The sequence below is a fragment of the Bacillus sp. FSL W8-0519 genome (assembly GCF_038005585.1).
GTDB lineage: Bacteria > Bacillota > Bacilli > Bacillales > Bacillaceae_G > Bacillus_A > Bacillus_A paranthracis.
This window is the reverse complement of sequence record NZ_JBBOTL010000001.1, coordinates 4447571-4471587: the sequence shown is the minus strand read 5'-3', so window position 1 is coordinate 4471587 and position 24017 is coordinate 4447571. Positions and strand designations below refer to the sequence as shown.

Annotated in this window: 27 protein-coding genes and 1 pseudogene; 22 read left to right on the top strand and 6 right to left on the bottom strand. The window is 34.5% G+C overall.

The features are described 5' to 3' along the window. Positions 1-12 precede the first annotated feature (12 nt). The 10 genes and pseudogenes from NST14_RS23455 to NST14_RS23410 all read left to right on the top strand — a co-directional run bounded on the left by NST14_RS23455 (position 13) and on the right by NST14_RS23410 (position 7102). On the top strand, positions 13-2229 hold the full coding sequence (locus NST14_RS23455) for a peptidase domain-containing ABC transporter (protein ID WP_000823107.1): 2217 nt from the start codon (positions 13-15) through the stop codon (positions 2227-2229). Beyond that, a complete protein-coding gene (locus NST14_RS23450; protein ID WP_000036958.1) occupies positions 2222-3535 on the top strand; it encodes an HlyD family efflux transporter periplasmic adaptor subunit in 1314 nt (437 codons plus the stop codon). The genes NST14_RS23455 and NST14_RS23450 overlap by 8 nt, the downstream gene beginning before the upstream one ends. Positions 3536-3568: 33 nt before the next feature. Beyond that, positions 3569-4048: a CPBP family glutamic-type intramembrane protease gene (locus tag NST14_RS23445; protein ID WP_000879945.1), complete on the top strand. Its 480-nt coding sequence runs from the start codon at positions 3569-3571 to the stop codon at positions 4046-4048. A 162-nt stretch (positions 4049-4210) separates the two neighbouring features. Then, positions 4211-4363 carry a hypothetical protein gene (locus NST14_RS23440; protein ID WP_000600385.1) on the top strand — a complete coding sequence of 51 codons (153 nt, stop codon included), beginning with the start codon at positions 4211-4213 and terminating at the stop codon, positions 4361-4363. A 146-nt stretch (positions 4364-4509) separates the two neighbouring features. Continuing rightward, a complete protein-coding gene (locus tag NST14_RS23435; RefSeq protein WP_000516428.1) occupies positions 4510-4842 on the top strand; it encodes a cupin domain-containing protein in 333 nt (110 codons plus the stop codon). Next, entirely contained in the window at positions 4839-5627 is a 789-nt protein-coding gene (locus NST14_RS23430; RefSeq protein ID WP_000736739.1) for a GNAT family N-acetyltransferase, read from the top strand. The genes NST14_RS23435 and NST14_RS23430 overlap by 4 nt, the downstream gene beginning before the upstream one ends. A 2-nt stretch (positions 5628-5629) precedes the next feature. After that, positions 5630-5974 (top strand): DUF6176 family protein, encoded by a 345-nt coding sequence (locus NST14_RS23425; protein WP_001100205.1) that lies wholly within the window; start codon positions 5630-5632, stop codon positions 5972-5974. Positions 5975-6045: 71 nt separating this feature from the next. Then, the gene (locus NST14_RS23420) at positions 6046-6501 is read left to right on the top strand and encodes a GNAT family N-acetyltransferase (protein ID WP_001222927.1); all 456 of its coding nucleotides are present in this window, start codon (positions 6046-6048) and stop codon (positions 6499-6501) included. 138 nt (positions 6502-6639) lie between these two features. Continuing rightward, a pseudogene (locus tag NST14_RS23415) lies at positions 6640-6832 on the top strand (hypothetical protein); the annotation flags it as partial. 63 nt (positions 6833-6895) lie between these two features. Beyond that, positions 6896-7102, top strand: coding sequence for a hypothetical protein (locus NST14_RS23410; RefSeq protein WP_001248905.1), 207 nt, complete (start codon positions 6896-6898; stop codon positions 7100-7102). Positions 7103-7116: 14 nt separating this feature from the next. On the opposite strand, the gene NST14_RS23405 is transcribed toward NST14_RS23410, so the two are convergent. Beyond that, a complete protein-coding gene (locus NST14_RS23405) occupies positions 7117-7944 on the bottom strand; it encodes a DUF2785 domain-containing protein (protein ID WP_000941483.1) in 828 nt (275 codons plus the stop codon). 90 nt (positions 7945-8034) lie between these two features. On the opposite strand from NST14_RS23405, the gene NST14_RS23400 reads away from it, so the two are divergent. Then, complete coding sequence (locus tag NST14_RS23400) at positions 8035-8412, top strand: hypothetical protein (RefSeq protein WP_073541114.1); 378 nt, start codon at positions 8035-8037, stop codon at positions 8410-8412. 30 nt (positions 8413-8442) lie between these two features. Here NST14_RS23400 and pepQ read toward each other — a convergent pair whose 3' ends face one another. After that, the gene (gene pepQ / locus NST14_RS23395; protein WP_000994042.1) at positions 8443-9540 is read right to left on the bottom strand and encodes a Xaa-Pro dipeptidase; all 1098 of its coding nucleotides are present in this window, start codon (positions 9538-9540) and stop codon (positions 8443-8445) included. A gap of 149 nt (positions 9541-9689) precedes the next feature. Here pepQ and NST14_RS23390 point away from each other — a divergent pair, with 149 nt between their 5' ends. Continuing rightward, complete coding sequence (locus NST14_RS23390) at positions 9690-10373, top strand: metal-dependent hydrolase (RefSeq protein WP_229143038.1); 684 nt, start codon at positions 9690-9692, stop codon at positions 10371-10373. Between the two features lie 40 nt (positions 10374-10413). Here NST14_RS23390 and NST14_RS23385 read toward each other — a convergent pair whose 3' ends face one another. Next, entirely contained in the window at positions 10414-10575 is a 162-nt protein-coding gene (locus tag NST14_RS23385) for a hypothetical protein (protein WP_000976310.1), read from the bottom strand. Positions 10576-10819: 244 nt separating this feature from the next. On the opposite strand from NST14_RS23385, the gene NST14_RS23380 reads away from it, so the two are divergent. The 4 genes from NST14_RS23380 (at position 10820) to NST14_RS23365 (ending at position 14079) form a co-directional block, all read left to right on the top strand. Next, entirely contained in the window at positions 10820-12133 is a 1314-nt protein-coding gene (locus tag NST14_RS23380) for a CBS domain-containing protein (RefSeq protein WP_000201583.1), read from the top strand. 198 nt (positions 12134-12331) lie between these two features. Beyond that, on the top strand, positions 12332-12655 hold the full coding sequence (locus NST14_RS23375) for a hypothetical protein (RefSeq protein WP_061535703.1): 324 nt from the start codon (positions 12332-12334) through the stop codon (positions 12653-12655). A gap of 129 nt (positions 12656-12784) precedes the next feature. Further along, positions 12785-13726 (top strand): phosphotransferase enzyme family protein, encoded by a 942-nt coding sequence (locus NST14_RS23370; protein ID WP_048557718.1) that lies wholly within the window; start codon positions 12785-12787, stop codon positions 13724-13726. A gap of 89 nt (positions 13727-13815) precedes the next feature. Continuing rightward, complete coding sequence (locus tag NST14_RS23365; RefSeq protein ID WP_000099739.1) at positions 13816-14079, top strand: DUF3949 domain-containing protein; 264 nt, start codon at positions 13816-13818, stop codon at positions 14077-14079. A gap of 7 nt (positions 14080-14086) precedes the next feature. Here the strand turns inward: NST14_RS23365 and NST14_RS23360 are convergent, their stop codons facing one another. Beyond that, positions 14087-14392, bottom strand: coding sequence for a YtpI family protein (locus NST14_RS23360; protein ID WP_001144765.1), 306 nt, complete (start codon positions 14390-14392; stop codon positions 14087-14089). A gap of 236 nt (positions 14393-14628) precedes the next feature. On the opposite strand from NST14_RS23360, the gene NST14_RS23355 reads away from it, so the two are divergent. Then, the gene (locus NST14_RS23355) at positions 14629-15561 is read left to right on the top strand and encodes a DHH family phosphoesterase (protein WP_000545147.1); all 933 of its coding nucleotides are present in this window, start codon (positions 14629-14631) and stop codon (positions 15559-15561) included. A gap of 51 nt (positions 15562-15612) precedes the next feature. Here NST14_RS23355 and ytrI read toward each other — a convergent pair whose 3' ends face one another. Further along, entirely contained in the window at positions 15613-16116 is a 504-nt protein-coding gene (ytrI, locus tag NST14_RS23350) for a sporulation membrane protein YtrI (protein WP_001265735.1), read from the bottom strand. Continuing rightward, positions 16113-16526: a YtrH family sporulation protein gene (locus tag NST14_RS23345; RefSeq protein ID WP_001998397.1), complete on the bottom strand. Its 414-nt coding sequence runs from the start codon at positions 16524-16526 to the stop codon at positions 16113-16115. Before NST14_RS23345 ends, ytrI begins: the two co-directional genes overlap by 4 nt. 42 nt (positions 16527-16568) lie before the next feature. On the opposite strand from NST14_RS23345, the gene dnaE reads away from it, so the two are divergent. The 5 genes from dnaE (at position 16569) to accA (ending at position 23913) form a co-directional block, all read left to right on the top strand. Further along, the gene (gene dnaE / locus NST14_RS23340) at positions 16569-19895 is read left to right on the top strand and encodes a DNA polymerase III subunit alpha (protein ID WP_000673762.1); all 3327 of its coding nucleotides are present in this window, start codon (positions 16569-16571) and stop codon (positions 19893-19895) included. Positions 19896-20028: 133 nt separating this feature from the next. Beyond that, complete coding sequence (locus NST14_RS23335) at positions 20029-21237, top strand: NAD(P)-dependent malic enzyme (protein WP_001970845.1); 1209 nt, start codon at positions 20029-20031, stop codon at positions 21235-21237. A 14-nt stretch (positions 21238-21251) separates the two neighbouring features. Continuing rightward, positions 21252-21896: a FadR/GntR family transcriptional regulator gene (locus tag NST14_RS23330; RefSeq protein ID WP_000204431.1), complete on the top strand. Its 645-nt coding sequence runs from the start codon at positions 21252-21254 to the stop codon at positions 21894-21896. A 185-nt stretch (positions 21897-22081) separates the two neighbouring features. After that, a complete protein-coding gene (gene accD, locus NST14_RS23325; protein ID WP_000942861.1) occupies positions 22082-22951 on the top strand; it encodes an acetyl-CoA carboxylase, carboxyltransferase subunit beta in 870 nt (289 codons plus the stop codon). Beyond that, positions 22939-23913 carry an acetyl-CoA carboxylase carboxyl transferase subunit alpha gene (gene accA / locus NST14_RS23320; RefSeq protein WP_000818794.1) on the top strand — a complete coding sequence of 325 codons (975 nt, stop codon included), beginning with the start codon at positions 22939-22941 and terminating at the stop codon, positions 23911-23913. The genes accD and accA overlap by 13 nt, the downstream gene beginning before the upstream one ends. Positions 23914-24017: the final 104 nt, after the last annotated feature.

Sequence of the window (24017 nt, the reverse complement as noted above, 5' to 3'; positions counted from 1 at the left end):
GTAGGATATAACTTGAAAAGAAAATTTATTTGTGTCAAACAACAGGATTTAAAAGATTGTGGGCCAGCTTGTCTTTCAATGGTTTCTCGTTATTATGGTCTTTCTGTAGCTATATCAAAAATTAGAGAAATTGCTGGAACAGATTTAGAAGGGACAAATGTACAAGGATTAATTGAATCTGGTGAAAAATTAGGTTTTGAGGTAAAAGGTGTTAAAGCAACTGATTCAGAGGCTTTAAATGAAATTCCTTTACCTGCAATTGCACATGTTGTTATGCCAGGAGGATTACTTCATTATGTAGTGGTTTATAAAATAAAAAAGCAAAAAATATATGTAGCTGATCCGGCTGAAGGGTTAGTGGTATATTCGAGAGATGATTTTTGCAAAATTTGGACTGGAATATTAGTATTATTAGTTCCTAGTCAAAATTTTCAAACGGGAAATAAGGATGTAGGAACATTATCACGTTTTTTAGTATTACTAAAAACACAAAAATCTTTGCTTTTTCCTATATTTTTAGCATCCATTTTCTTAAATTTATTCGGATTATTGGGAGCGTTTTATTTTAAATTTTTAATAGATGATATTGTAGTTAATCAGTTAATACAGTCACTTCATATTATTTCTGTTGGAGTTATTGTTTTGTATATTTTTAAAGTTTTACTTTCTTATTTTAGAACACATTTAATTTTATATTTGAGTCGAAGGATTGATGTTCAATTAGTACTTGAATATTATCGTCATGTAATTAATTTACCTATGAATTTTTTTGAAACCAGAAAAGTAGGTGAAATTATTTCAAGGTTTATGGATGCTGGTAAAATACGTGATGCTTTATCAAATGTAACTATTACATTAATGATTGATACTGTAATGGTTTTATTAGGTGCAATTTTATTATATGCACATAGTCCAATGTTATTCGGAATTACATTATTATTAATTCCATTTTATATAGGGATTATATTTGTATTTCATAAACCATATCAACGTATTAATCGTAAGGAAATGGAAAGTAATGCAAAGTTAACATCGTATTTAATAGAGTCTTTAAATGGGATTGCAACTGTAAAATCTTATAATGCTGAAAAAGAAGTGTTCTATCAAACAGAAAGTCGTTTTGTTAATTTACTTAGATATATATTTAAAAAAGGAATGTTATTGAATTTACAGGGTTCTATTAAGACAGGACTTGAATTGATTGGTGGTACAATTATTCTTTGGGTGGGTGCTATGCAAGTATTAAAGGGGAATATGACAATAGGTGAATTGATTACGTATAATGCACTTTTGGCATATTTTCTAAACCCTATTGAAAATTTAATAGGAATTCAACCTACTATGCAATCTGCATTGGTTGCAGGGGAAAGATTAAATGAAATATTTGATTTGGATATAGAAAAAGATGAAAAAGAACATAATAAAGTTTTTCCAAAGTATTTATCTGGGAAAATTAAGTGTTCGAATATTACATTTCGCTATGGAACACGTAAGAATGTTTTAAATAATATAAGTTTTTCTATTGAACCAGGTAGTCAAGTAGCTTTTGTAGGGGAAAGTGGTTCAGGTAAAACAACAATTTCAAAATTATTAATGTCCTACTATGAACCGCAACAAGGTGAAATATATTATGATGATTATCATATTAAAGAGATAAATCGAACAGCATTGAGAGAACGAATTGCGTATGTATCACAAGAATCTTTTTTCTTTAGTGGATCTATTTATGATAATTTAAGATTTGGACTTAACAATTCTGTTTCATTAGAAGAAATTATTCAAGTATGTAAACAGGCTTGTGTTCATGATTTTATTAGTGATTTACCTTTGCGTTATGAAACCCCTCTGGAGGAAAATGCTTCGAATTTATCAGGTGGACAAAGACAACGTTTAGCAATTGCGAGAGCCTTATTGAAAAAACCGGATATATTGATTTTAGATGAAGCAACAAGTAATTTAGATTCTACAACTGAAAAACATATTACAGATATGTTAAAAGAATTAGGTTTACAAGGAATAACAGTAATTATGATTGCTCATCGTTTAAGTACAATTGAACATGCAAATCAAATTTTTGTAATGGAAAAGGGTAATATTATAGAAGAAGGTTCACATGTAGAATTATTATTTAAAAAAGGTGAATATTATCGTCTTTGGAAGAATCAAACAGTTCATGTAGAGCATATAGAACAACAATTTTATGCAATGAGGGGTGATCAATATGAGTAAAATCTATTCTTTTGATCAATTTACAGATAGTGTGGAGCTATTAGAAAGAAAACCACCTCGGTTTATTGCTGTATTATTATCCTTGCTTTTTTTGAGTTTAATAGGTTTTATGATTTGGGCATATGTTGGGAAGTTTGATGTTGTTAGTAAAGGAACTGCAATAATACAAGGTAAAACGGATATAAGTGTATCTAAAACTGAAATAGCAGGTATTGTAGATAATGTTAAAGTTAAATCAGGGGATGAGGTAAAAAAAGGTGATATTTTGATTCAATTAAAGAATCAAGAATTAACTAATAGACAAAATCAAGTGAATCAAATTGTGAAATATTTAGAAGAAAAAAGAGGGATGTTGGAACAATTAAAAAAAAGTATTCAAGTACATCAATTTTCTTTTTCTAATGGAGTAGATACAAAAATTAAAGAAGAGTATAAAACATATGAACAGGGATACCAATCTTTACAAAATGAAAAGGAAAATGAAATAGAAGTAATAGAAAATAGTAAATTATCAAATGAACAAGATCAGATTTTACAAGGATTAATTATGGAAAAAGACAATGTTCAAAGAGAAATAGAGTCTATTGATAAACAAAAAAAGAGAGGAAAATTATTAGAAGAACAAAAACAATTATTGGATGATAAAGAGTGGTCCTTAGATTCCCAAAAAAATGGTATTGAAAAGCAAATTGAACAGAGAAAAAAAGGTTTAGAAAATGAAAGAAATAAGGTTGATATTATTAGGAAAGGTAAACAAGAACAAAAAAGAGATGTTTTAAATCAATATAAAGAAAATGCTATTACTTCAGTTAATCAACGAATTGAATCTTTAGATCAGGAAATATTTGTGAATAAACAAGAAATAGATGGATTACAAAGTCAAAATGAAATGACAATTATAAAAGCAAAAAAGGATGGTATTGTACAATTTCCTTCTATCATACAGACAGGTGATTTGATTGAATCTGGTGAAGAGATAGTTTCAATTATTCCAAAGGAAGATGAAAAAAGGGTAAGAATTTTGTTGTCAGCTCAAGATATAAAAGAGATTAAAAAAGGAGATAAAATTCAATATTCATTTAAGTTAAAAAAGACGGATAAACAAATAGGAAAAGTGACATATTTATCAGCACATCCAATTTTGGATAAAGATTCAAAAGCCTATGTATATGAATTAGAAGGGACAATTGATACTAAAGAATTATATGAGTTGCATACAGGGATGGTAGGCAGGGCTTCTATAGTGATAGGAGAAGAACCTATATGGAAATTTATATTGAGAAAACTAGATTTGACTTCTAATTAGTATAACTTAATAAAAACGAGGAGAAATAGGTATATGTTAGCGAAACTAAATAAATTTATGTTTAATTTACCTGTAATTTGGTTTGTATTGCTTATAGTATTGGGGACATTTTTAGTTGTAATACCATTAGATTTATTTTTACCACCATTAAAACAACATCCGATAAAGGAAGAACCAGCTATCATACAGATATTAGTAGGTGTATTTGCGGCACCTATATATGAAACAGTAATTTACCAGGTGTTTTTATTTTGGGTATTAAGTTGTATTCCTTTTATTAAAGATTTTGATTATCTTATTATTTTAATCGCATCAATTATATTTGGATTAAGTCATCCAGAGGGTATTACTTATATAGTTGCTACAGCAATAATTGGGGTATTATATAATTACGCTTATTGGGTATATCAAAAAAAGAATGAAAAAGTTAAAGTTACAATATCTGCTTTTTGGATTGTTTTTTTGATTCACTCATTACATAATTCTATTGTTGTTATTGCAAATGTTTTCTAATAAATAATAGTTTGATTATATAGATTGCGTATATTGGTTTGTTGGATAAATGATGATTTCCTGGACAAATATTTCTTAACGTACAGAAAACACTTGGATTGTATCTAAACGTACAATTTTCCCGAAATGATATGGTGACCCCTTATAGTAGGAATTATTACAATGATTTTAGGTAAAAAGAAGAATAATCCGAAACTAAGAGGTATTGGTATTGGAATTGTAACCGCAGTACTTATTATTGGATTGCCTGATTTTGCAAAAGGTTATACGAAAGGTGTACTTTCTGCTGGAGATAGTACATTTCCGATAAAATAAAAAAAGATCTTTAATTTTTCTTATAGTTAGGAAAGATTAGGGATCTTTTTTGATTTCAGAATATGGGATTTTTTTCTTGTTAGTAAAATACCTCTTATGCTAATTTTAAGATAAGTATATAAAAGGGTGTAAAGGGGAGAGATTCTATGGGAAAAATAAATTTAATGGAGCTAACAAAAGACATTCAAGAGCAACATAAAAACTTCGTCGTTTCAAATGTAAATAGTCATTGCTTACGAATCGCTGTGTTTACTGGTGAATATGATTGGCACTATCATTCTAATTCAGATGAATTATTTATTGTGTTAGAGGGAGAATTACTTATTGATTTTGAAGATGGAGAAACAGCGGTATTAAAGCCGAATGATTCTATTTTAATTCCAGCATGTACGATTCATAGAACGAGAGCATTAAAGAGAACGGTAAATCTTTGTTTTGAACATATAGAGGCGGATACGATTAAAGTGGAGCAATTATGAAAAAATTATCCGTAGCCGAGTATAGAAAAATCCTTCCAATTTTAGAAAGCCATACAAAAACGACGACGTTTGCTTATGCGGTATGTGATCAAGTGATAGATGGTGATGTTTTTGTAAACGAGAAGTTAACAGCAGGACTAATTCGTACAGCGAATGGCATTTATTATTTATTTGGTCATACTGATGATCAAAATTACAACGAAGATTTATTTTCTTTTATAAAAAAGGCTATTGAAAAAACAGAGAAGAGATTTACATTGTTCTCTTCGAGTGACGAGTGGGAAATGATGATAGAAGAACGTTTTAGTCATGTACTTCGAAACATCCCGCGAATGAAGTTTCAAAGCGTAATCTTTGAAGAGAGAAAACGAGATTGTAACAAAAATACATATGAAGTGAAGCGTATTGATAGAAGATATATAGAACGAAGCAGTGAATTTACTGAGGAGTACTACAAAGAATATTGGGGATCAAAAGAAACATTTTTAAACGATGGTTTTGGATTTTGTATAGAACTAGAGGGAATGATTGTAGCGGAATGTGTTTCAATATTTAGTGGAAACGGATTTGCTGAAATTGATATTGTGACGCATAAAGCATATCAAGGGAAAGGATTAGCTCAAGCTGTTGCAGCAAGGTTTATTGAATATTGCATGCAAAATGATATTATACCGTGCTGGGATTGTTATGTAGACAATACTTCTTCGCGAAAATTAGCTAGCAAATTAAGTTTTCATAATCCAATAGAATATAGATTATTTGTACGGAAGAAAACGGGGGAATAAAAATGAATGTGGAATTAACGAGATTTAAAGTGAAGCCTGGTAAAAGTCATCGTGTAGATGAATGGATGCAGCTTCTGAATGACAATATGAAAGAAGTGCTTTTGACATTAAACGACGAAAAGATGTACGTTGAGACAATTTTCCGGGAAATAAGAGATGGAGAAGAGTACTTATATTGGTATTCTGTGCAAGGAGAAGGCGGGGCTCTTGTCGAAAATTCTCATCATGAAATTGATAAAAAGCATTTGGAATTTTGGTATGAATGTATTGATGAAGAAGCACCCTCTGTTGATATGAAAACAGAAGTCGTTATGATTCAAGATGTTGTGAAGGATGCGATGAAATAATAGATTGGTATTTTGTAACCGTAAAATGGTCATCTTTTTGGTTGAATATACATTATTGGAGATGCTGTAGGATGAGAATTAGTAATAAATATATCACTCTCGATGAAATAGAAGTAATAAGAGAACCTTTAAATAAATTGCATGAATATCATAATAATACATCAAAACATTTTTCTGGTGACTATCCAAGAATGTCATTTGAGGAACGTATTGAAAATTATAAACAAAATTCAAAGTACGGAGAGTATAGAATTGAATTATTAGTTGAGACGGAAACAGATAATATATTAGGATGTTGTATAGCATATAGCAAAAGTGTAAACGGAAAGATTGAAGTTTTATTCGTTGATGAAAAACACCGAGGAAACGGATTTGGTTTGAAATTAATGAATAGTGCAGTGGAATGGTTTAAAGCGAAGAAGATAGATGAAATTGAATTAACAGTAGTGTACGGAAATGAAGCTGTATCGTTTTATGAAAAGCTGGGGTTTTATCCTCGTTCAATTATTATGGAAACTAAGTCATAACGATAGTATGGAGAGAGATGAGTGAGAGTCTTTATTTCAAAAAAGTGATTTATATGTTACTAAAGTATATGTGAAGGGCGCATCAAAATAGATGTGCTTTTTATTATGATAAAAATGTAGAAAAGCTGTATTTGGATATCTTTAAGTGAAAATAAAAGTGGGATATTAAGAATCTTTTAGGACAGACTATAAAGAAATAAAAAACAGAAAACCAAAAGACCTACCAATATAAGGTGTAATTGTAACAGGTAAAACAGAGGATTTACAAAGTTTACAAGGAGCGCCATATATTAAAGTGGCTGTTAGAGGTGTAACAGTTGAGAAATATTAATTACAGTCTATTAATGTGAATAATCAGAAAATTTATGTTATACTATATGAAAAGGAGGTTTATATGAGGCAAATACATGGAGCAATTTATATTTACATAACAATGTTTTTCGTGGCGATATCTTATGGATTAGGGCACGTGTATTCGCATCCTATACTAACTTTTTTAAGCGGAGCATGTATGGCGTTTGCGCTTCTTGTCCACCTTTTCTCAGTTTGGATCGTGAAATTTCAATTAAATATTAGTGAAATAGAAGAAGGCACTTTTTAAGTGGCCTTCTTTTTTTAATAATATTTTGGAAGTTCTTGGAGCAATTTTTCAATTTTGCATTCGGTTTCTTCACATATAGACAGTGTGCGTAGTCGGAAAAACAAACTACGTAAGAAAGATTTTACATTTCCGTATAAGTACTCGTACGATTCAATATGTAATGTTTGTTTTTTGACGGGTAATTGAGCTACTAAGTCATGAAGGGCTAATAGGAGTACTTCTTCCTTTAGACCATTTTGTAGCATTGCCACAATCGGATAAACGAGACGCTCGTCTTCTTCATATTTGTAGTAAATAGAATGGACACAGACTTTGTTTAATAAAGTTTGTAATATTTCTTCGTAACATAAAGTTTCCAGTTTAGGACTACGAACAAGCGCTTCAAATGTATCGGAAGCATGAGCGATACTATGTGCCCAGCCGTGGTCTTGCACATATCCCCGGAAATCATGTTCGTTGTTCATATATAGAATTAGTTGATCTTTTACATTTGAAATATCAGTCCGTGATAAGAAATTATGATTTGTATCAGCATCAATAATGAGGGCAATTAATAATGTTGTAAATGCTCGCGTAAATACCGCATCTTCATCAGCCGAATGAATCTTATACAATAAATATTTTTCACTGATGCTTTCTAATAGTAGTTTCTGTAATTGCGTGTGTGAAAGGTATTCCTTTTTGATGAGATGATAAAAAGTAGAGTAAATAAGTTTGTCTCTTAAATAGCTATCAGTAACACCGATATGTTCAAGCATATTGGAACTTAAAGAATCAATGTTAACTTTGTTATCCAGCATGTAATTATTATTACGAATTTCTTCTAACTGTTGTTGTAACATATAAACCTCCTATTTTAGAAAATTCTGTATTTTAATAGTATAATAGAAGGAAGAAATAGACAATAAATAAGTGCATTTGAATGGAGGGGCATGATGAAGAGAGCACTATTCTTTTTCATTAGTATTTTCTTTTTAGGAAGCTGCTCGATTTGGTATGTTACTTTTTCTAGCGAGAGCAAAAGTTGGACGGGACAATATAAAGGCCATATTAAGGATGACAGTGAAGATGGAATGTTTACATTTCAGTATAAGGGCGGAGATGGAAATACAGAATTTAAAAATTTAGAGATTGCTATTAATGGAGCCTTTAGCACAATGACACAAACGTCAGAAAATCATAGAGGAGCAAAGATTGAAATGAAGTCTTCTTGTGTAAGTTGTGCGCCTCTATCTAAAGATGAACCGATAGAGATTGTGATTAAATGGGATGATAAGTATGAAGAGAAGATGGTGTTAAAGCGGAAATAGAAAAAGGCAGCACTCACGCTGCCTTTTTTATTATTTTACAAATTGTAATTCTTTCGGGAATTTCGTTAAAATTTCTGATCCGTCTTTTGTGATATAAATATCATCTTCAATACGAACGCCACCTACGTTTGGTACGTAAATACCTGGCTCGATTGTGAAGACCATACCTTCTTTTAATGGAGATTCGTTACCAGCTTTTACATCTGGATATTCGTGTACGCTAATTCCTAGTCCGTGACCAAGGCGGTGCGGGAAGAAGTCGCCGTAACCTGCATCTGCGATAACAGAACGAGCAGCGTTGTCGATTGCACCAAGTGTAACACCTGGTTTACATGCTTCAACTGCTTGTAGTTGTCCAGCAAGTACAGTGTTGTAAATACGAGTTTGTTCTTCAGAAATGTCGCCAAATGCCACTGTACGTGTAATGTCAGAGCAATAGCCGTCAATGATTACGCCTAAATCAAATAGTACGAAATCGCCGCGTTTCATTTTGTTTGCACCTGGAATACCGTGTGGAAGAGCAGAGTTTGCACCTGCTAATACCATCGTATCAAATGACATTTTATGTATGCCTTTTGTTTTTAATTCGTGTTCAATAATTGCTAATACTTCTAGTTCGCTACGATCTTCTTTAATTGCATTTACACCAACCTCAACAGCATAGTCTGCCATTTTAGCTGCTTCGCGTAAAATAGAAAGTTCTTTTTCGTCTTTAATTAAACGAAGTTCACGAACTTTTTCCTCAGCTGACGTGAAAGCTGCATTTGGGAATAATTTTGTTAATTCTTCGTAACGCTCTACGTTTAAATGTTCTTTTTCAATTGCAACTGCATTTGCATTGATACCGCGGTCTTTAATTGCTTTTGCAATCATATCCCATGGTCTGTCAGTATCAGTAAATCCGATAATTTCATGTGCCCAGCCAGCGTTACGTGCTTGGCCTTCTTCCATTTTAGGGCAAATTAAAATAGGTTCTTTTTCTTGGAATACAAACATACCAAGAAGTCTTTCGTGTGGTTCACAGTGGAAGTTTGTCATGTAGAAGACGTTCGGTGTAGAAGTTAAGAACGCAGCTTCAACGTTTTTTTCTTTTAGCCATTGCATTAAATTTTCTAATCTAGCATTCATCGATTGGCACCCCCGAGATATTTAATTACAAATATAACTTTAACTCGGAAGAAAGCGTTATGACAAGTAAATCGATGTTAGAAAAGACAGGGAATTGAAAAATCATGTAGAATAAAAAGTGAGAATGTAATAAGGGGAGGAATGTAATAATGAAAGTATCTTATCACGGGCATTCAGTTGTAAAGATTGAAACGAATGGAAAAGTAATTTTAATTGATCCGTTTTTAACAGGAAATCCAAAAACAGATTTAAAGGCTGAAGATGTAAAAGTAGATGCGATTCTTTTATCACACGGTCATGGTGATCATGTTGGAGATACAGTAGAACTTGCGAAGAAAAATGATGCAGTTGTAGTGGCACCGTTTGAACTAGCGACATTCTTAAGTTGGCAAGGTGTAAAAACACATCCGATGCATATTGGTGGTTCACATGAATTTGACTTCGGAAAAGTGAAGTTTACACAAGCATTCCACGGTTCTAGTTATATTGATGAAGAAAATAAGACGATTACATATACAGGTATGCCAGCGGGTATTTTATTTACAGCAGAAGAGAAGACTTTGTACCATGCAGGGGATACTGCTCTATTCTCTGATATGAAATTAATTGGGGAATTAAATAACATTGATGTAGCATTTTTACCAATTGGTGATAATTTCACAATGGGACCAGAAGATGCTGTTTTAGCAGCAAAATGGGTTCAGGCGAAAACTGTTGTACCGATGCATTACAATACGTTCCCGGTTATTGAACAAGATCCATATCAATTTGTAGAAAAGCTACAAAATTGTACAGGGAAAGTATTAGAAGCTGGAGAAAGTATTACACTATAGAAAAGAAACCCTTCATTTGAAAAGACAAGTGAAGGGTTTTTTACGTGTGTAGGACAGCTTGTAAAGGTTGTACTTGTTTTGATGATTCTTTTCTTTTTGGAAGTGGCTGTTCAGGTGTTTCATTCAATTCCATTGCAACTTTTTTTCCGTCTACGAAAGCTAACAATACAGCACCTACAACTTCTAATAATTTTTTCATCATATATCCGCTCCTTTGTTTCATTTCTTGTCTTCATTGTATATGGAAGTGGCTGGACAAACTATCGAACGAGATGACAATACCATTACATTGTTGTAATAGAAGAAGTGGTGTAATGTAAGGTGTATTTTGTTATAAAAAAAATAGTACAGATATACAAAGAGAGAGTGTAACAGTTTTGAAAATATAGTATACTGAAAATACAACACATGAAGAATTTAGGGAAAAGAAAGTATGGTGAAACCATTTGGCTACCAAGCATAACCAAATTTTAGAACATATTAATAGCCTGCCAGTAGGGCATAAAATTTCTGTAAGGCAAATTGCAAAAGATTTGAGTGTAAGTGAAGGTACAGCTTATCGTGCAATTAAAGATGCAGAAAATAAAGGGTATGTTAGTACGATTGAACGTGTCGGAACAATTCGAATTGAACAAAAGAAGAAAGAAAATATTGAAAAGCTGACATATGCAGAAGTCGTTAACATTGTCGATGGTCAAGTACTTGGAGGCAGAGAAGGACTACATAAAACGTTAAATAAATTCGTAATCGGAGCAATGAAATTAGAAGCGATGATGCGCTATACAGAAGCTGGAAACTTACTTATTGTCGGTAATCGTACGAACGCACATCAATTAGCGTTAGAAACCGGAGCTGCGGTGTTAATTACGGGCGGATTTGATACGGAAGATCATGTGAAGAAATTAGCAGATGAATTAAAACTGCCGATTATTTCAAGTAGTTACGATACATTTACAGTTGCAACGTTAATTAACCGTGCGATTTACGATCAGCTTATTAAGAAAGAAATTGTACTCGTTGAAGATATTTTAACGCCAATTGAAGAAACGTTATATTTAAAGCCAGATGATACAGTGCAGCAATGGCATGCGTATAACGAAGAGACGATGCACGGAAGATATCCGATTGTTGATGAAAATAAAAAGGTGTTAGGTATTGTAACTTCAAAAGATATGATCGGTGTAGCGAAAGAAACACCAATTGATAAAGTGATGACAAAGCATCCGATTACGGTAAATGGAAAAATGTCTGTCGCAGCTGCGGCGCGTATGATGGTGTGGGAAGGTATTGAGTTACTTCCGGTTGTTGATGAAGGAAATAAGTTGCAAGGTATTATTAGCCGTCAAGATGTACTTCAGGCGTTGCAAATGATTCAGCGTCAACCGCAAGTCGGTGAAACAATCGATGATATTGTAACGAATCAATTTATGACGCCGAAAGAAGCGAAAAATGAGCATCTATATCAATTTTCAGTGACACCGCAAATGACGAATTCAATCGGAACGCTATCTTACGGTGTATTCGCAACGATTGTGACAGAAGCAACGAATCGCGTTATTCGTGCGCAAAAGAAGAGCGATTTAATTGTTGAGAACTTAACAATTTATTTCGTAAAACCAGTTCAAATTGACAATGTTGTATCGGTTCATCCGAAAGTATTAGAAATAGGACGTAAATTTGGTAAGGTTGATGTAGAAGTACATCATGAAGGTAATGTTGTTGGGAAAGCATTACTTATGGTGCAATTGATCGATAAATAAAAAGATGGAGCAAGCCGCTTTGGTTTGTTCCATTTTTTTTAAGAAGGTATAGTAGAGCTTTTTAAAATTTAGTTATCAACTGAATCTATTATGTTTTGAATTGCAAAAGAAAAAGGTAAATTACGTTCTGTTTCATATTTATAAATAGAAGCGTGCAATCATTTGAAGATGCTTGAACAATAATTGTGGAGGTGTCGAATGGGAGTAATAATTTTCTTTTTAGGGGTAGTATTTGCAATAACTTTTCATGTGTTAACACATCGAAGAATGGATATAAAGAAAAAGAAATTGTATGTAGTAAGTTTGATTTTCGCTATTGTTTGTTCCTTTATCTCTACAGCCGGAGAAAATAAGGGCGATTTTCTATACTTTGGTGTACCAGCTGGAACATTTGTTTATTATGGTGGATGGGAAATATCTTTTAATCCATTAGGCTTTTTCTTTAACTTTATTTTGTTTTATTGGATTTTGAAGCTGTTATTTAAGCTGCGTAAGAGTTTGGGTAGTGAAGTGCAAAAATAGCAGTATATGTTGGAGACTTTAGCTAATCTATATCAGGTTAGAGAATTGGTTGTTAGTCGATAGAAAAGCTTACACTACTAATTATTAAAGGGAAACTATGCTGCACTATATGTACTAGGGGGGAGAAGAATGGATTTTCACATTAAAGAGCAGTTATGTAAGCAATATAATTTAAATAGTCTTATGAAAGTTTCATTGTTGCATGGGGGAGAAAATCAAACATATATGTTCGAATCGGACAAAAATAAATTTGTAGTTAGGCAGTATAGAGAAGGACGTTATACAGCCGAGCAAATAGAAGCTGAAATACATTGGTTAATAGCGATACAAAAACAAATGTTAGTACCAGAAGTAGTTGTAAATAAAGATGGTGACTGGATCACACCTGTTATGAAAGATGAGGGAAGTATCCAGTATTTTGTTGTCTTTAGGTTTATAAATGGAAGTGAAATTATAGAACCAAAGGATAAAGATTATGAAAAACTTGGATCACTCATGCGAATGTTTCATGAAAAAGCAAATGGAGTACTTAAAAGTGTGCCGCAAACTTGGAGGGGTTATGAAAGACCTATATATAGCGAGAAAAAGATGATTCATGAGCCTTTACAATGTTTATTACATGCTTCTTTTTTATCTTATGAGGATAAAAATAAATGCTTGAGAATTGCAGAAAGAATACAAGAACTTACAAACTCAATTCAATTGGGAGAAAAACAATTTGTTCACGGAGATATGCATTTTGGAAATATTCTTGTAGACAAAGAGGATTGGTATTTACTCGATTTTGATGAATGTGGATTTGGGTATAAAGAGTTTGATATTGGTGTTCCTAGATTGCATTTAATTGCTTCTGGACAGTTAGAAGAGGCATGGGGGAACTTCATGATGGGATATGGGGGAAATATTTCGGAAGTAGCCATTCGACTTGGAACTGCTTTAAGAATCTTTTATATGGCAGGGAAAATACCATTAAGACTTGATATTGAACCTATTAAAAAGAATCCTGATTATTTCATTCGCCGATATATTCAGTATGCGGAAGAGGAGTTATACAGTAAGACAATTGTCTGATAAAAAAACAGAATATTAATTCATTTGGATTCTAGACTATGTTATAATTTAATTGTAAGAAAATGGATTTCTGAAAGGTGGTATGCATGATGTCATCGACAGTACTCTTTTTTGGTAGTATCGCACTATTTTACTTCCTTGTGATGATACCGATTCAATATTTATACTTACAAGGTTTACATGAAAAAAAGAAAAAAACAGGATTATCTCAGCGAGAGCTATATGAAAAAATGTCTTTTGGGGAAGAACAGTTACATCTCCATGTGCAAGGCAATCCATTCAATATTCCTTCTGCGTTTGTCGCATATATGATTTTGAAAGTTAGAGGACGTAAAAAAGCATCACAATGTTGATGCTTTTTTACGTTGCTTCATAGACTTCGGCTTCTTCAACTGCTAATGGTAAGAAATGTTTGTATTGGCGAAATCCATTAAATACACTTGCACTGCCAAATAGAACGAATAAGATACCAACGATAATACGAGCGGTTGAAAGTTCTAAAAAGAATTGGTTTATCCCGAAGAATAAGACGAATGAACCGAGTGCCATTGCGGATTTTCCTGAGAGCCAACCTTTCTCCATTGGGCGGTTTGTACGAAAGTATTTTGTTTTGTAGAAGAGGTACAACATAAATGAGACGATAATACAGAAGACTAATACTGGCATCATGCACACTCCCATCGCTTTATGAAAAAATAGTAGAGAAAAAAGAAATATCTAAACTTTCTAATTTTTATTATAAAGCAATTGTTCGCATGTATGAAATACTTTCCGTTATAATGGAGGATAAAGTGAGACTTTCATTAGTGTGGGGATGTGTCCGTGCTAATGATTAGCCCACATTCATTGGGCTTTTACTGCACGTTAAAGTGAAGAAGTTGAATAAAAAGGAGATTATACATATGCATGAGCAAATTTTAGGAGCAATTAAAGAGTTTGATACAATTATTATTCATCGTCATGTGCGTCCGGATCCAGATGCGTTAGGTTCACAGGGCGGTCTTAGTACAATTCTACAAGAATCGTTTCCAGAGAAAAATATTTATACGGTTGGGTACAATGAACCGTCATTAGCATATTTACGAGTAATGGATGATATTGAAGATAGTGTATACGAAAATGCGCTCGTTATCGTTTGTGATACAGCAAACCAAGAACGTGTTGACGATCAACGCTATACAAAAGGGAAGATGTTAATCAAAATTGATCATCATCCAAATGAAGATCCATACGGAGACATTACGTGGGTAGATACGACAGCAAGTTCTACAAGTGAAATGATTTATGAGTTTTATAATTATGGAAAAGATAAAGGATTAAAAATAACAAAAGAAGCAGCTCGTCTTATTTTAGCGGGTATTGTTGGGGATACAGGTCGTTTCTTATTCCCGAATACAACAGCAAAAACACTTCGTTACGTAAGTGAGCTTGTTGACATGGGTGTGAAATTCACAGATTTATACAATGAAATGTATAAGACAAAAGAAAAAATCGCTCGTTTAAACGGTTATATTTTACAAAACTTTACGATGGTAGAAGAAGGAGCAGCTTACATTAAATTAACGAAAGAAGTATTAGAAGAATTTGATGTACTTCCTTCTGAGGCATCCGGCGTTGTTGGAGCACTTGGTAATATTGATGGATTAAAGGCATGGGTTCTATTTTTAGAGGAAGACGATGTGATTCGTGTTCGCCTTCGTTCAAAAGGACCAGTTATAAATAAATTAGCAATGCAATATAACGGCGGAGGACATCCGATGGCTTCTGGTGCAAAAGCATCTTCTTGGGAAGAAGCGGATCGTCTATTTGCTGATTTACGTGAGATTTGTAAATAAGAAATTATATGTTAGAACGAAAAGAAGGAGTGGCGCTAAACCCCTCCTTCTTTATTTTTCTTTCTCTATCGTAATGCTAATTTCAAGCACGGTATCGAAAGATATTGTATCGACTTTAAAACGGTATAGCCGATCGTAATGTTTGTACGTCTTGTTTTCGATTACCTTTTTGAGTAGGTCTTTATTTTTTGCGATACTTTGTATGTTTTTCGTTAAAAGATGCTGGAGGTCATTATGGATAGAAGTAGTCATGTTTTCAATTGTAAGGTTGTCTAAATCGTATTTTTCTCGATTTATAAGTTTTATTTTAATCTCTTGAATGGTTAAGAGCCGTTTATTTTCAGTATTTAATTTTTCTTGATCTTCGAGAAGGACGTGGAGTTTTGCTTCTTGTTTTTCTATAATTTCTCTTTGTTCTGCTATTTTACTAGCTTGTTCTTCTTGAAAAACACCGTATATGTACAAAAAAATAAACCAGCTCAACACGCCCCCAACAGCAGCACCAGCTAAAACTAAATACCATCTTTTTGCTGTATTGGCACTTGGTACTCTCATACATGCTCCTGCGTTAGCCATTTAATAATAATAAGACCAGTTTGCATACCACCTGTTGCGAAAAAAATAAGGAGAATTTGTTTTACGATATCTTTCATATCCCCGCCAAAGAAACTTCTTTCAAAACTATAAAAAGTATCAAATGTTCCGCCGATCGCTGCAACGAGTGCCCAAATTCTTAAATTTTGGGCGAATTGATTAATGTAAGTGAGAGTTGGTTTTCCGATAAGAAATGCACCAAATCCACCAATTAATGAACCACCAAGTATAACCCCAAAGGCAATAAAGTAACTAATAATAAGCAGAGAGAAAAAAGTGTGTTCTCTTACATCCATCGTCATTCCCCTTTCTTCTTCATATATATGGACAAAGTATAAGAAGTATGTTTTGATTTCCTCTTTCCTCTTCACCTATAATAAAAGTAGTCAAATAGGTAAAGAGAGGGTACAACAGTGAAGTTTGTGCATTTACAATGTCAAACCGTTTTTAGTTTATTAAAAAGTGCTTGTAAAATTGATGAACTTGTAGTTAGGGCGAAAGAGCTCGGTTATTCATCGCTAGCTATTACGGATGAAAATGTTATGTATGGCGTTATTCCGTTTTATAAAGCATGTAAGAAACATGGTATACAGCCTATCATCGGCTTAACAGCTTCTATTTTTAGTGAAGAAGAAGAAAAGTCTTATCCGCTTGTCTTACTTGCTGAAAATGAAATAGGTTATCAAAATTTATTAAAGATTTCTAGTAGCATTATGACGAAGTCAAAAGAAGGTATTCCTAAGAAATGGCTTGCACATTATGCGAAAGGATTAATTGCTATTTCACCAGGTAAAGATGGGGAAATCGAACAATTATTATTAGAAGACAAAGAGAGTCAAGCTGAAGAAGTAGCTCGTATGTATCAAAATATGTTCGGCAGTTTTTATATGAGTTTACAGCATCATGCGATTCAAGATGAACTGCTTCTGCAAGAAAAATTACCTGCATTTATGAATAGGATAAATATTCCGGTTGTAGCGACGAACGATGTACGCTACATCAATCAAAGTGACGCACTTGTTCATGAATGTTTATTATCTGTTGAAAGTGGAACGAAAATGACGGATCCTGATAGGCCGAGGCTGAAAACAGATCAATATTATTTAAAATCATCAGATGAAATGGAAGCCCTATTTTCTCACGTAGAAGAAGCGATTTATAACACAGTAGAAATTGCAGAACGTTGTAGAGTAGAAATACCGTTTCATGTAAATCAATTACCGAAATTCCCTGTTCCATCTAACGAGACGAATGATATGTATTTGCGCCGCGTTTGTGAAGAAGGATTACAAAAACGTTATGGTACGCCGAAAGAAGTACATATAAAGCGTTTGAATCATGAATTAAACGTGATTTCTAGCATGGGGTTTAGTGATTATTTCCTCATTGTCTGGGATTTTATGAAGTACGCGCATGAAAATCATATTTTAACAGGACCAGGTCGTGGATCAGCGGCTGGCTCACTCGTTTCTTACGTATTAGAAATTACAGATATTGATCCAATTGAATACGATCTATTATTTGAAAGGTTTTTAAACCCAGAGCGTGTGACACTTCCAGATATTGATATTGATTTTCCGGATATAAGACGTGATGAGATGATTCGATATGTGAAGGATAAATATGGTCAGCTTCGTGTTGCGCAAATTGTAACGTTTGGGACGCTTGCAGCGAAAGCGGCAATTAGAGATATTGCGCGTGTAATGGGTCTTCCGCCGCGAGATATCGACATATTCTCAAAACTTATCCCATCAAAGCTTGGTATAACGTTAAAAGATGCATATGAGGAATCGCAATCACTCCGTGAATTTATACAAGGGAATCTTCTGCATGAACGTGTGTTTGAAATTGCAAAACGTGTAGAAGGCTTACCGCGTCATACGTCTATTCATGCAGCTGGCGTTATTATGAGCCAAGAGCCATTAACCGGAAGTGTTGCAATTCAAGAAGGGCATAACGATGTGTATGTTACGCAATACCCAGCTGATGCATTAGAAGAACTTGGGTTGCTCAAGATGGACTTTTTAGGATTACGTAATTTAACGTTACTTGAAAATATTATAAAGTTTATCGTGCAAAAAACAGGAAAAGAAATCGATATAAGAAATTTACCACTTCAAGATGAAAAGACATTCCAATTGTTAGGTAGAGGGGATACAACAGGTGTATTCCAGCTTGAATCAGGTGGTATGCGAAATGTGCTTCGCGGGTTAAAGCCGAATGAATTTGAAGATATTGTTGCTGTTAACTCGTTATATAGACCAGGACCGATGGAACAAATTCCAACCTTTATTGAATCAAAACACGGAAAAAGACAAATTGAATATTTACATCCGGACTTAAAGCCGATTTTAGAAAGAACATACGGTGTAATTGTATACCAAGAACAAATTATGCAAATCGCGTCGAAGTTGGCGGGCTTCTCGCTCGGAGAAGCCGATTTATTACGCCGTGCAGTGAGTAAAAAAAATCGTGATATTTTAGATCAGGAACGTAAGCATTTTGTGCAAGGGTGTTTACAAAATGGTTATGACGAGACATCTGCAGAGAAAATTTATGATTTAATTGTAAGATTTGCAAATTACGGCTTTAACCGAAGTCACGCTGTAGCCTACAGTATGATTGGATATCAGCTTGCTTACTTAAAAGCGAATTATACGCTGGAATTTATGACGGCACTATTATCGAGTGCAATTGGAAATGAAGATAAGATTGTGCAGTATATACGCGAAACGAAGCGAAAAGGTTTTCATGTTTTGCCGCCGTCTCTTCAGAGAAGTGGTTACAATTTCCAAATAGAAGGAAATGCAATACGTTACAGCTTACTTTCCATTCGAAACATCGGAATGGCTACAGTGACAGCATTAATCGAAGAACGAGAGAAAAAAATGTTTGAAGATTTATTTGAATTTTGTCTGCGCATGCCATCAAAGTTTGTAACAGAGCGAAATTTAGAGGCGTTCGTCTGGTCTGGGTGTTTTGACGATTTCGGTGTTTCGAGAACGAATTTATGGAAAAGTCTTAAAGGAGCGTTAGAGTATGCCAATCTTGCACGTGATTTAGGAGATGCTGTTCCGAAATCAAAATACGTACAAGGAGAAGAGCTCTCTTTTATTGAACAGTTAAATAAAGAGAAGGAAGTACTAGGTTTTTATTTATCAAGCTATCCGACAGCGCAGTATGTGAAGTTAGCGAAAGAATTAGAAATTCCAACTCTCGCTCAGGCGATGCGACATAAGAAAAAAGTACAAAGAGCTATCGTGTACATAACAAGCGTGAGAGTGATTCGTACGAAAAAGTTGCAAAAGATGGCATTTATTACATTTTGTGATCAAAATGATGAAATGGAAGCAGTTCTTTTCCCCGAAACGTATATACATTTCTCAGATAAGTTACAAGAAGGAGCAATTGTTTTAGTTGACGGCATGATTGAGCTTAGAAATCATAAGCTGCAATGGATTGTAAATGGACTATATCCGTTAGAAGAAATGGATGTGTATGAAGAAAAGAAAGATGCGTCTGTTTACGTGAAATTGCCATCTCAATATGAGAAAAAGCTTTTAAATCAGGTTACTAAAATATTGTTTGACTATTCGGGTTTTGCGAAAGTACTAATTTATTATGAAAAGGAACATAAAATGGTACAATTATCACGAAGTTTATCGATTCATCCAAGTGAAGAATGTTTAGGAGCACTTCGTGAAATTGTCGGGGAAGAAAATGTGGTTGTGAAAATATAATGGACAATTTCCCTACACTTCGATTATTATAGTAGTAGTGTTCGTGGTCAGACCACTTGGAGAAATTGATATCAGCAAGAATAATTTGAGGAGAGTGGATAGTTTGTCAACACTTCGTGAAGAAGCACTTCACATGCATAAAGTGCATCAAGGAAAATTAGAAACTGTATCAAAAGTAAAAGTAGAAAATGCAAAAGATTTAAGTCTTGCATATTCTCCAGGGGTTGCAGAACCTTGTAAAGAAATTTATGACGATAAAAGTAAGGTATATGAATATACAATGAAGGGAAATATGGTAGCAGTTGTGACAGATGGAACGGCTGTACTTGGTCTTGGTAACATCGGACCTGAAGCATCTCTTCCAGTAATGGAAGGTAAAGCTGTATTATTCAAGAGCTTTGCTGGTGTAGATGCATTCCCAATTGCCTTAAATACAAACGATGTAGATAAAATTGTTGAAACTGTAAAATTAATGGAGCCAACTTTTGGCGGCGTTAACTTAGAGGATATCGCAGCACCAAACTGCTTCATTATTGAAGAACGTTTGAAAAAAGAAACAAATATTCCTATCTTCCATGATGATCAACACGGAACAGCTATCGTAACAGTAGCGGGTCTTGTGAACGCGCTAAAACTAGTTGGAAAGAAAATGTCTGACATTAAAGTTGTCGCAAATGGCGCAGGTGCAGCAGGTATTGCAATTATTAAACTTTTATATCGCTATGGCGTACGCGACATTATTATGTGTGACCGTAAAGGGGCAATCTATGATGGTCGTCCTACAGGTATGAATCCGGTGAAGGATGAAGTGGCAAAATATACAAATAAGAATCGTATCGAAGGTTCTTTAGCTGATGTTGTACAAGGTGCGGACGTATTCATTGGTGTATCTGCAGAAGGTGCATTAACAGAAGAGATGGTTCGTACAATGAATGACGATGCAATTATTTTTGCAATGGCGAATCCAGTTCCAGAAATTATGCCAGAATTGGCAAAAGCAGCGGGCGCAGCTGTTGTTGGAACGGGTCGTTCTGACTTCGCAAACCAAGTAAATAATGTACTAGCGTTCCCTGGTATTTTCCGCGGTGCACTTGACGTACATGCGACACAAATTAACGAAGAAATGAAGATGGCAGCTGTACAAGCTATTGCTGAGCTTGTAGCAGAAGATGAGTTAAATGCAGACTATATCATTCCAGCACCGTTTGACGCGCGTGTAGCGCCTCAAGTAGCAGCTTACGTTGCAAAAGCTGCAATGGAGACAGGAGTAGCTCGCCGTCAAGTAGATCCAAATGAAGTTGCTGAGAAAACAAAACAATTAGCGCTGATTGGTAAAGAATAAGCGAGGAATTTCCATTGACATCATCAAATACAAAAGTATATCTCGAAATTGTAAAAAAAATCCGTTCCATTATGGAAGAGGATGGATTGGTAGCAGGGGATCGTTTGCCGTCTGAGCGTGAGTTAAGTTCACGTTTAAACGTAGGACGTTCCTCTGTAAGAGAAGCGTTGCGTGCTTTAGAACTTGTAGGATTAATTGAAACGAGACGTGGTGAAGGGACGTTTATTCGAAACTTTTACGATAACGGTCTTGTACAATTGATTGCTCCGTTCTTGCTGCAAGATGAGAAAACAATTCGTGATTTATTACAAACAAAACGATTGCTTGAGAAAGATATGATTCGAATTGTATGTAATTTACCGAAAGAAATGTTTTCTAAAGTGCTAAGTAAATTACATCAAGTGCTTGAAGGAAATGAAAACTCAGTTCCAATGCTTCACCAAACGTTCTTTAAAACACTTATTGAACAAGTCGATAATTATTTACTATATCGCATTTGGATGATCGTAAATGATTACGTATCAACGCTTTCTTGTAAAGTTTCAGGAGATTCTATCGATATGTATAGAAAGCTTTACGCTATTTTGGAAGAAAAACAAGAAAATGATGCACTAAAAATTTACGATGAATTAGTAGAGAATATACAGTTTCACTCGTAATGTATAAAATTTGTCGAAATGACCATGACACGTTATGACAAACATTCTATCGCGTAGCGGTTAAAGTTAAACGTAAAGAGTGAGGTTATTAGACAGATTGAGAAGATAAGGCTAACATCAAACTTTGGTGTTAGCCCAATTTTCTTCTTACGCTAACCTTAGCTCTCAACGAAGGGGGTCAAATTGTGCTAAGAGATTTATTCGTGAAAAAGAAAAAGTACGCTGCAATACCTTCAGAACAAGTACGAAAAGATGTACCAGACGGCGTTATGACAAAATGTCCGAAATGTAAAAAAATCATGTATACGAAAGAGCTTCTAAAAAATTTAAAAGTATGTGTGAATTGTGGATATCATCATCCTATGAATGCATGGGAACGTCTTGATAGTATATTGGACGAAGGGTCATTCCGTGAGTATGACAAAGAAATGGTTTCATTAAATCCACTCGAGTTTCCAGATTATGAAGAGAAACTAGAGAGCGATCGTAAGAAGACTGACTTGAACGAAGCGGTTGTAACTGGTGAAGGAACAATTGATGACATGCTTGTTGTTGTTGCAGTAATGGATTCTCGTTTTCGAATGGGGAGCATGGGCTCTGTTGTAGGAGAAAAAATTGCCCGTGCGGTTGAAAAGGCATACGACTTACAAGTTCCATTTATTATCTTTACTGCTTCGGGTGGTGCCCGTATGCAAGAAGGGATATTAAGTTTAATGCAAATGGCAAAAACAAGCGTAGCTTTGAAAAAGCATAGTAATGCAGGAGGATTATTTATTTCTGTTATGACTCACCCAACGACGGGCGGGGTTTCAGCGAGTTTCGCTTCACTTGGTGATTATAATCTTGCAGAACCAGGGGCGCTGATCGGATTTGCTGGTAGACGTGTAATTGAACAAACGGTGCGTGAGAAACTACCGGAAGATTTCCAAACGGCAGAATTCTTACTAGAACATGGTCAATTAGATGCGGTGGTACATCGTGATGATATGAGAGAATCGCTTCGTAAGATTTTAGAAGTTCATCAAGGAGGGGAAATGGCCGTATGGCAGAGCTAGAATTTGAGAAACCAGTTGTTGAGCTAAGAAATAAGATTCGTGAACTGAAAGACTATACGAAAAACAGCCAGATGGACTTCAGTGAGGAGATTCGTATTTTGGAAGACAAGCTAGAAAATTTAGAGGAAGATATATACGGCAATATGAAAGTATGGGACCGTGTTCAAATTGCTCGTCATGCAGAACGACCGACAACGCTCGATTATATTGAGCACTTATTTACTGATTTTTTTGAATGTCATGGAGATCGTCTATTTGGCGATGATGCAGCGATTGTCGGCGGCATTGCGAAGTATAAAGGGATGCCTGTAACTGTAATCGGGCATCAACGCGGAAAAGATACGAAAGAAAATATTCGCCGTAATTTTGGGATGCCTCACCCAGAAGGATATCGAAAAGCATTGCGTTTAATGAAGCAGGCGGAAAAGTTCAATCGTCCAATTATTTGTTTTATTGATACGAAAGGAGCTTATCCTGGTAAAGCTGCTGAAGAACGTGGTCAAAGTGAAGCGATCGCCCGCAATTTATTTGAAATGGCAGGCTTAACGGTTCCTGTTATTTGTATCGTTATCGGCGAAGGGGGTAGTGGTGGTGCACTAGGTCTTGGAGTAGGAGATTACATTCATATGCTAGAAAATTCCACTTATTCTGTTATTACGCCAGAGGGTGCAGCGGCAATTCTTTGGAAAGATGCAGGAAAAGCAAAGGAAGCTGCAGAGGCGATGAGAATTACAGCAGCAGATTTGAAAGAATTAGGTGTAATTGACGAAATTATTCCAGAGGCAAAAGGTGGAGCACACCGTAATGTTTTGAAACAGTCAGAAAATATAGATTTAATGCTTAGAAAAACTTTTGAACAATTAAACGGAATTTCGAAAGATGAATTAATCGAAAAACGTTATGAAAAATATATGAAAATTGGGCAAGTTTCGTTTTCAAACGCTTCCATTTGGATAAAATAAGAAAAGCGTGCGTTCCACTTCGCGAATGCACGTTTTTATTATGAAAAGACACATCTTCTCCATTGTATTTTTATATTTTTTCGTGTTATTTTATTATAAGGCAA

Coding starts and splice junctions, on each gene's coding strand:
- NST14_RS23450 (WP_000036958.1), top strand. CDS start 2,222: ATGAGTAAAATCTATTCTTTTGATCAATTTACAGATAGTGTGGAGCTA.
- NST14_RS23445 (WP_000879945.1), top strand. CDS start 3,569: ATGTTAGCGAAACTAAATAAATTTATGTTTAATTTACCTGTAATTTGG.
- NST14_RS23440 (WP_000600385.1), top strand. CDS start 4,211: ATGATTTTAGGTAAAAAGAAGAATAATCCGAAACTAAGAGGTATTGGT.
- NST14_RS23435 (WP_000516428.1), top strand. CDS start 4,510: ATGGGAAAAATAAATTTAATGGAGCTAACAAAAGACATTCAAGAGCAA.
- NST14_RS23430 (WP_000736739.1), top strand. CDS start 4,839: ATGAAAAAATTATCCGTAGCCGAGTATAGAAAAATCCTTCCAATTTTA.
- NST14_RS23425 (WP_001100205.1), top strand. CDS start 5,630: ATGAATGTGGAATTAACGAGATTTAAAGTGAAGCCTGGTAAAAGTCAT.
- NST14_RS23420 (WP_001222927.1), top strand. CDS start 6,046: ATGAGAATTAGTAATAAATATATCACTCTCGATGAAATAGAAGTAATA.
- NST14_RS23410 (WP_001248905.1), top strand. CDS start 6,896: ATGAGGCAAATACATGGAGCAATTTATATTTACATAACAATGTTTTTC.
- NST14_RS23405 (WP_000941483.1), bottom strand. CDS start 7,944: ATGTTACAACAACAGTTAGAAGAAATTCGTAATAATAATTACATGCTG.
- NST14_RS23400 (WP_073541114.1), top strand. CDS start 8,035: ATGATGAAGAGAGCACTATTCTTTTTCATTAGTATTTTCTTTTTAGGA.
- pepQ (WP_000994042.1), bottom strand. CDS start 9,540: ATGAATGCTAGATTAGAAAATTTAATGCAATGGCTAAAAGAAAAAAAC.
- NST14_RS23390 (WP_229143038.1), top strand. CDS start 9,690: ATGAAAGTATCTTATCACGGGCATTCAGTTGTAAAGATTGAAACGAAT.
- NST14_RS23385 (WP_000976310.1), bottom strand. CDS start 10,575: ATGATGAAAAAATTATTAGAAGTTGTAGGTGCTGTATTGTTAGCTTTC.
- NST14_RS23375 (WP_061535703.1), top strand. CDS start 12,332: ATGGGAGTAATAATTTTCTTTTTAGGGGTAGTATTTGCAATAACTTTT.
- NST14_RS23370 (WP_048557718.1), top strand. CDS start 12,785: ATGGATTTTCACATTAAAGAGCAGTTATGTAAGCAATATAATTTAAAT.
- NST14_RS23365 (WP_000099739.1), top strand. CDS start 13,816: ATGTCATCGACAGTACTCTTTTTTGGTAGTATCGCACTATTTTACTTC.
- NST14_RS23360 (WP_001144765.1), bottom strand. CDS start 14,392: ATGCCAGTATTAGTCTTCTGTATTATCGTCTCATTTATGTTGTACCTC.
- NST14_RS23355 (WP_000545147.1), top strand. CDS start 14,629: ATGCATGAGCAAATTTTAGGAGCAATTAAAGAGTTTGATACAATTATT.
- ytrI (WP_001265735.1), bottom strand. CDS start 16,116: ATGAGAGTACCAAGTGCCAATACAGCAAAAAGATGGTATTTAGTTTTA.
- NST14_RS23335 (WP_001970845.1), top strand. CDS start 20,029: ATGCATAAAGTGCATCAAGGAAAATTAGAAACTGTATCAAAAGTAAAA.
- accA (WP_000818794.1), top strand. CDS start 22,939: ATGGCAGAGCTAGAATTTGAGAAACCAGTTGTTGAGCTAAGAAATAAG.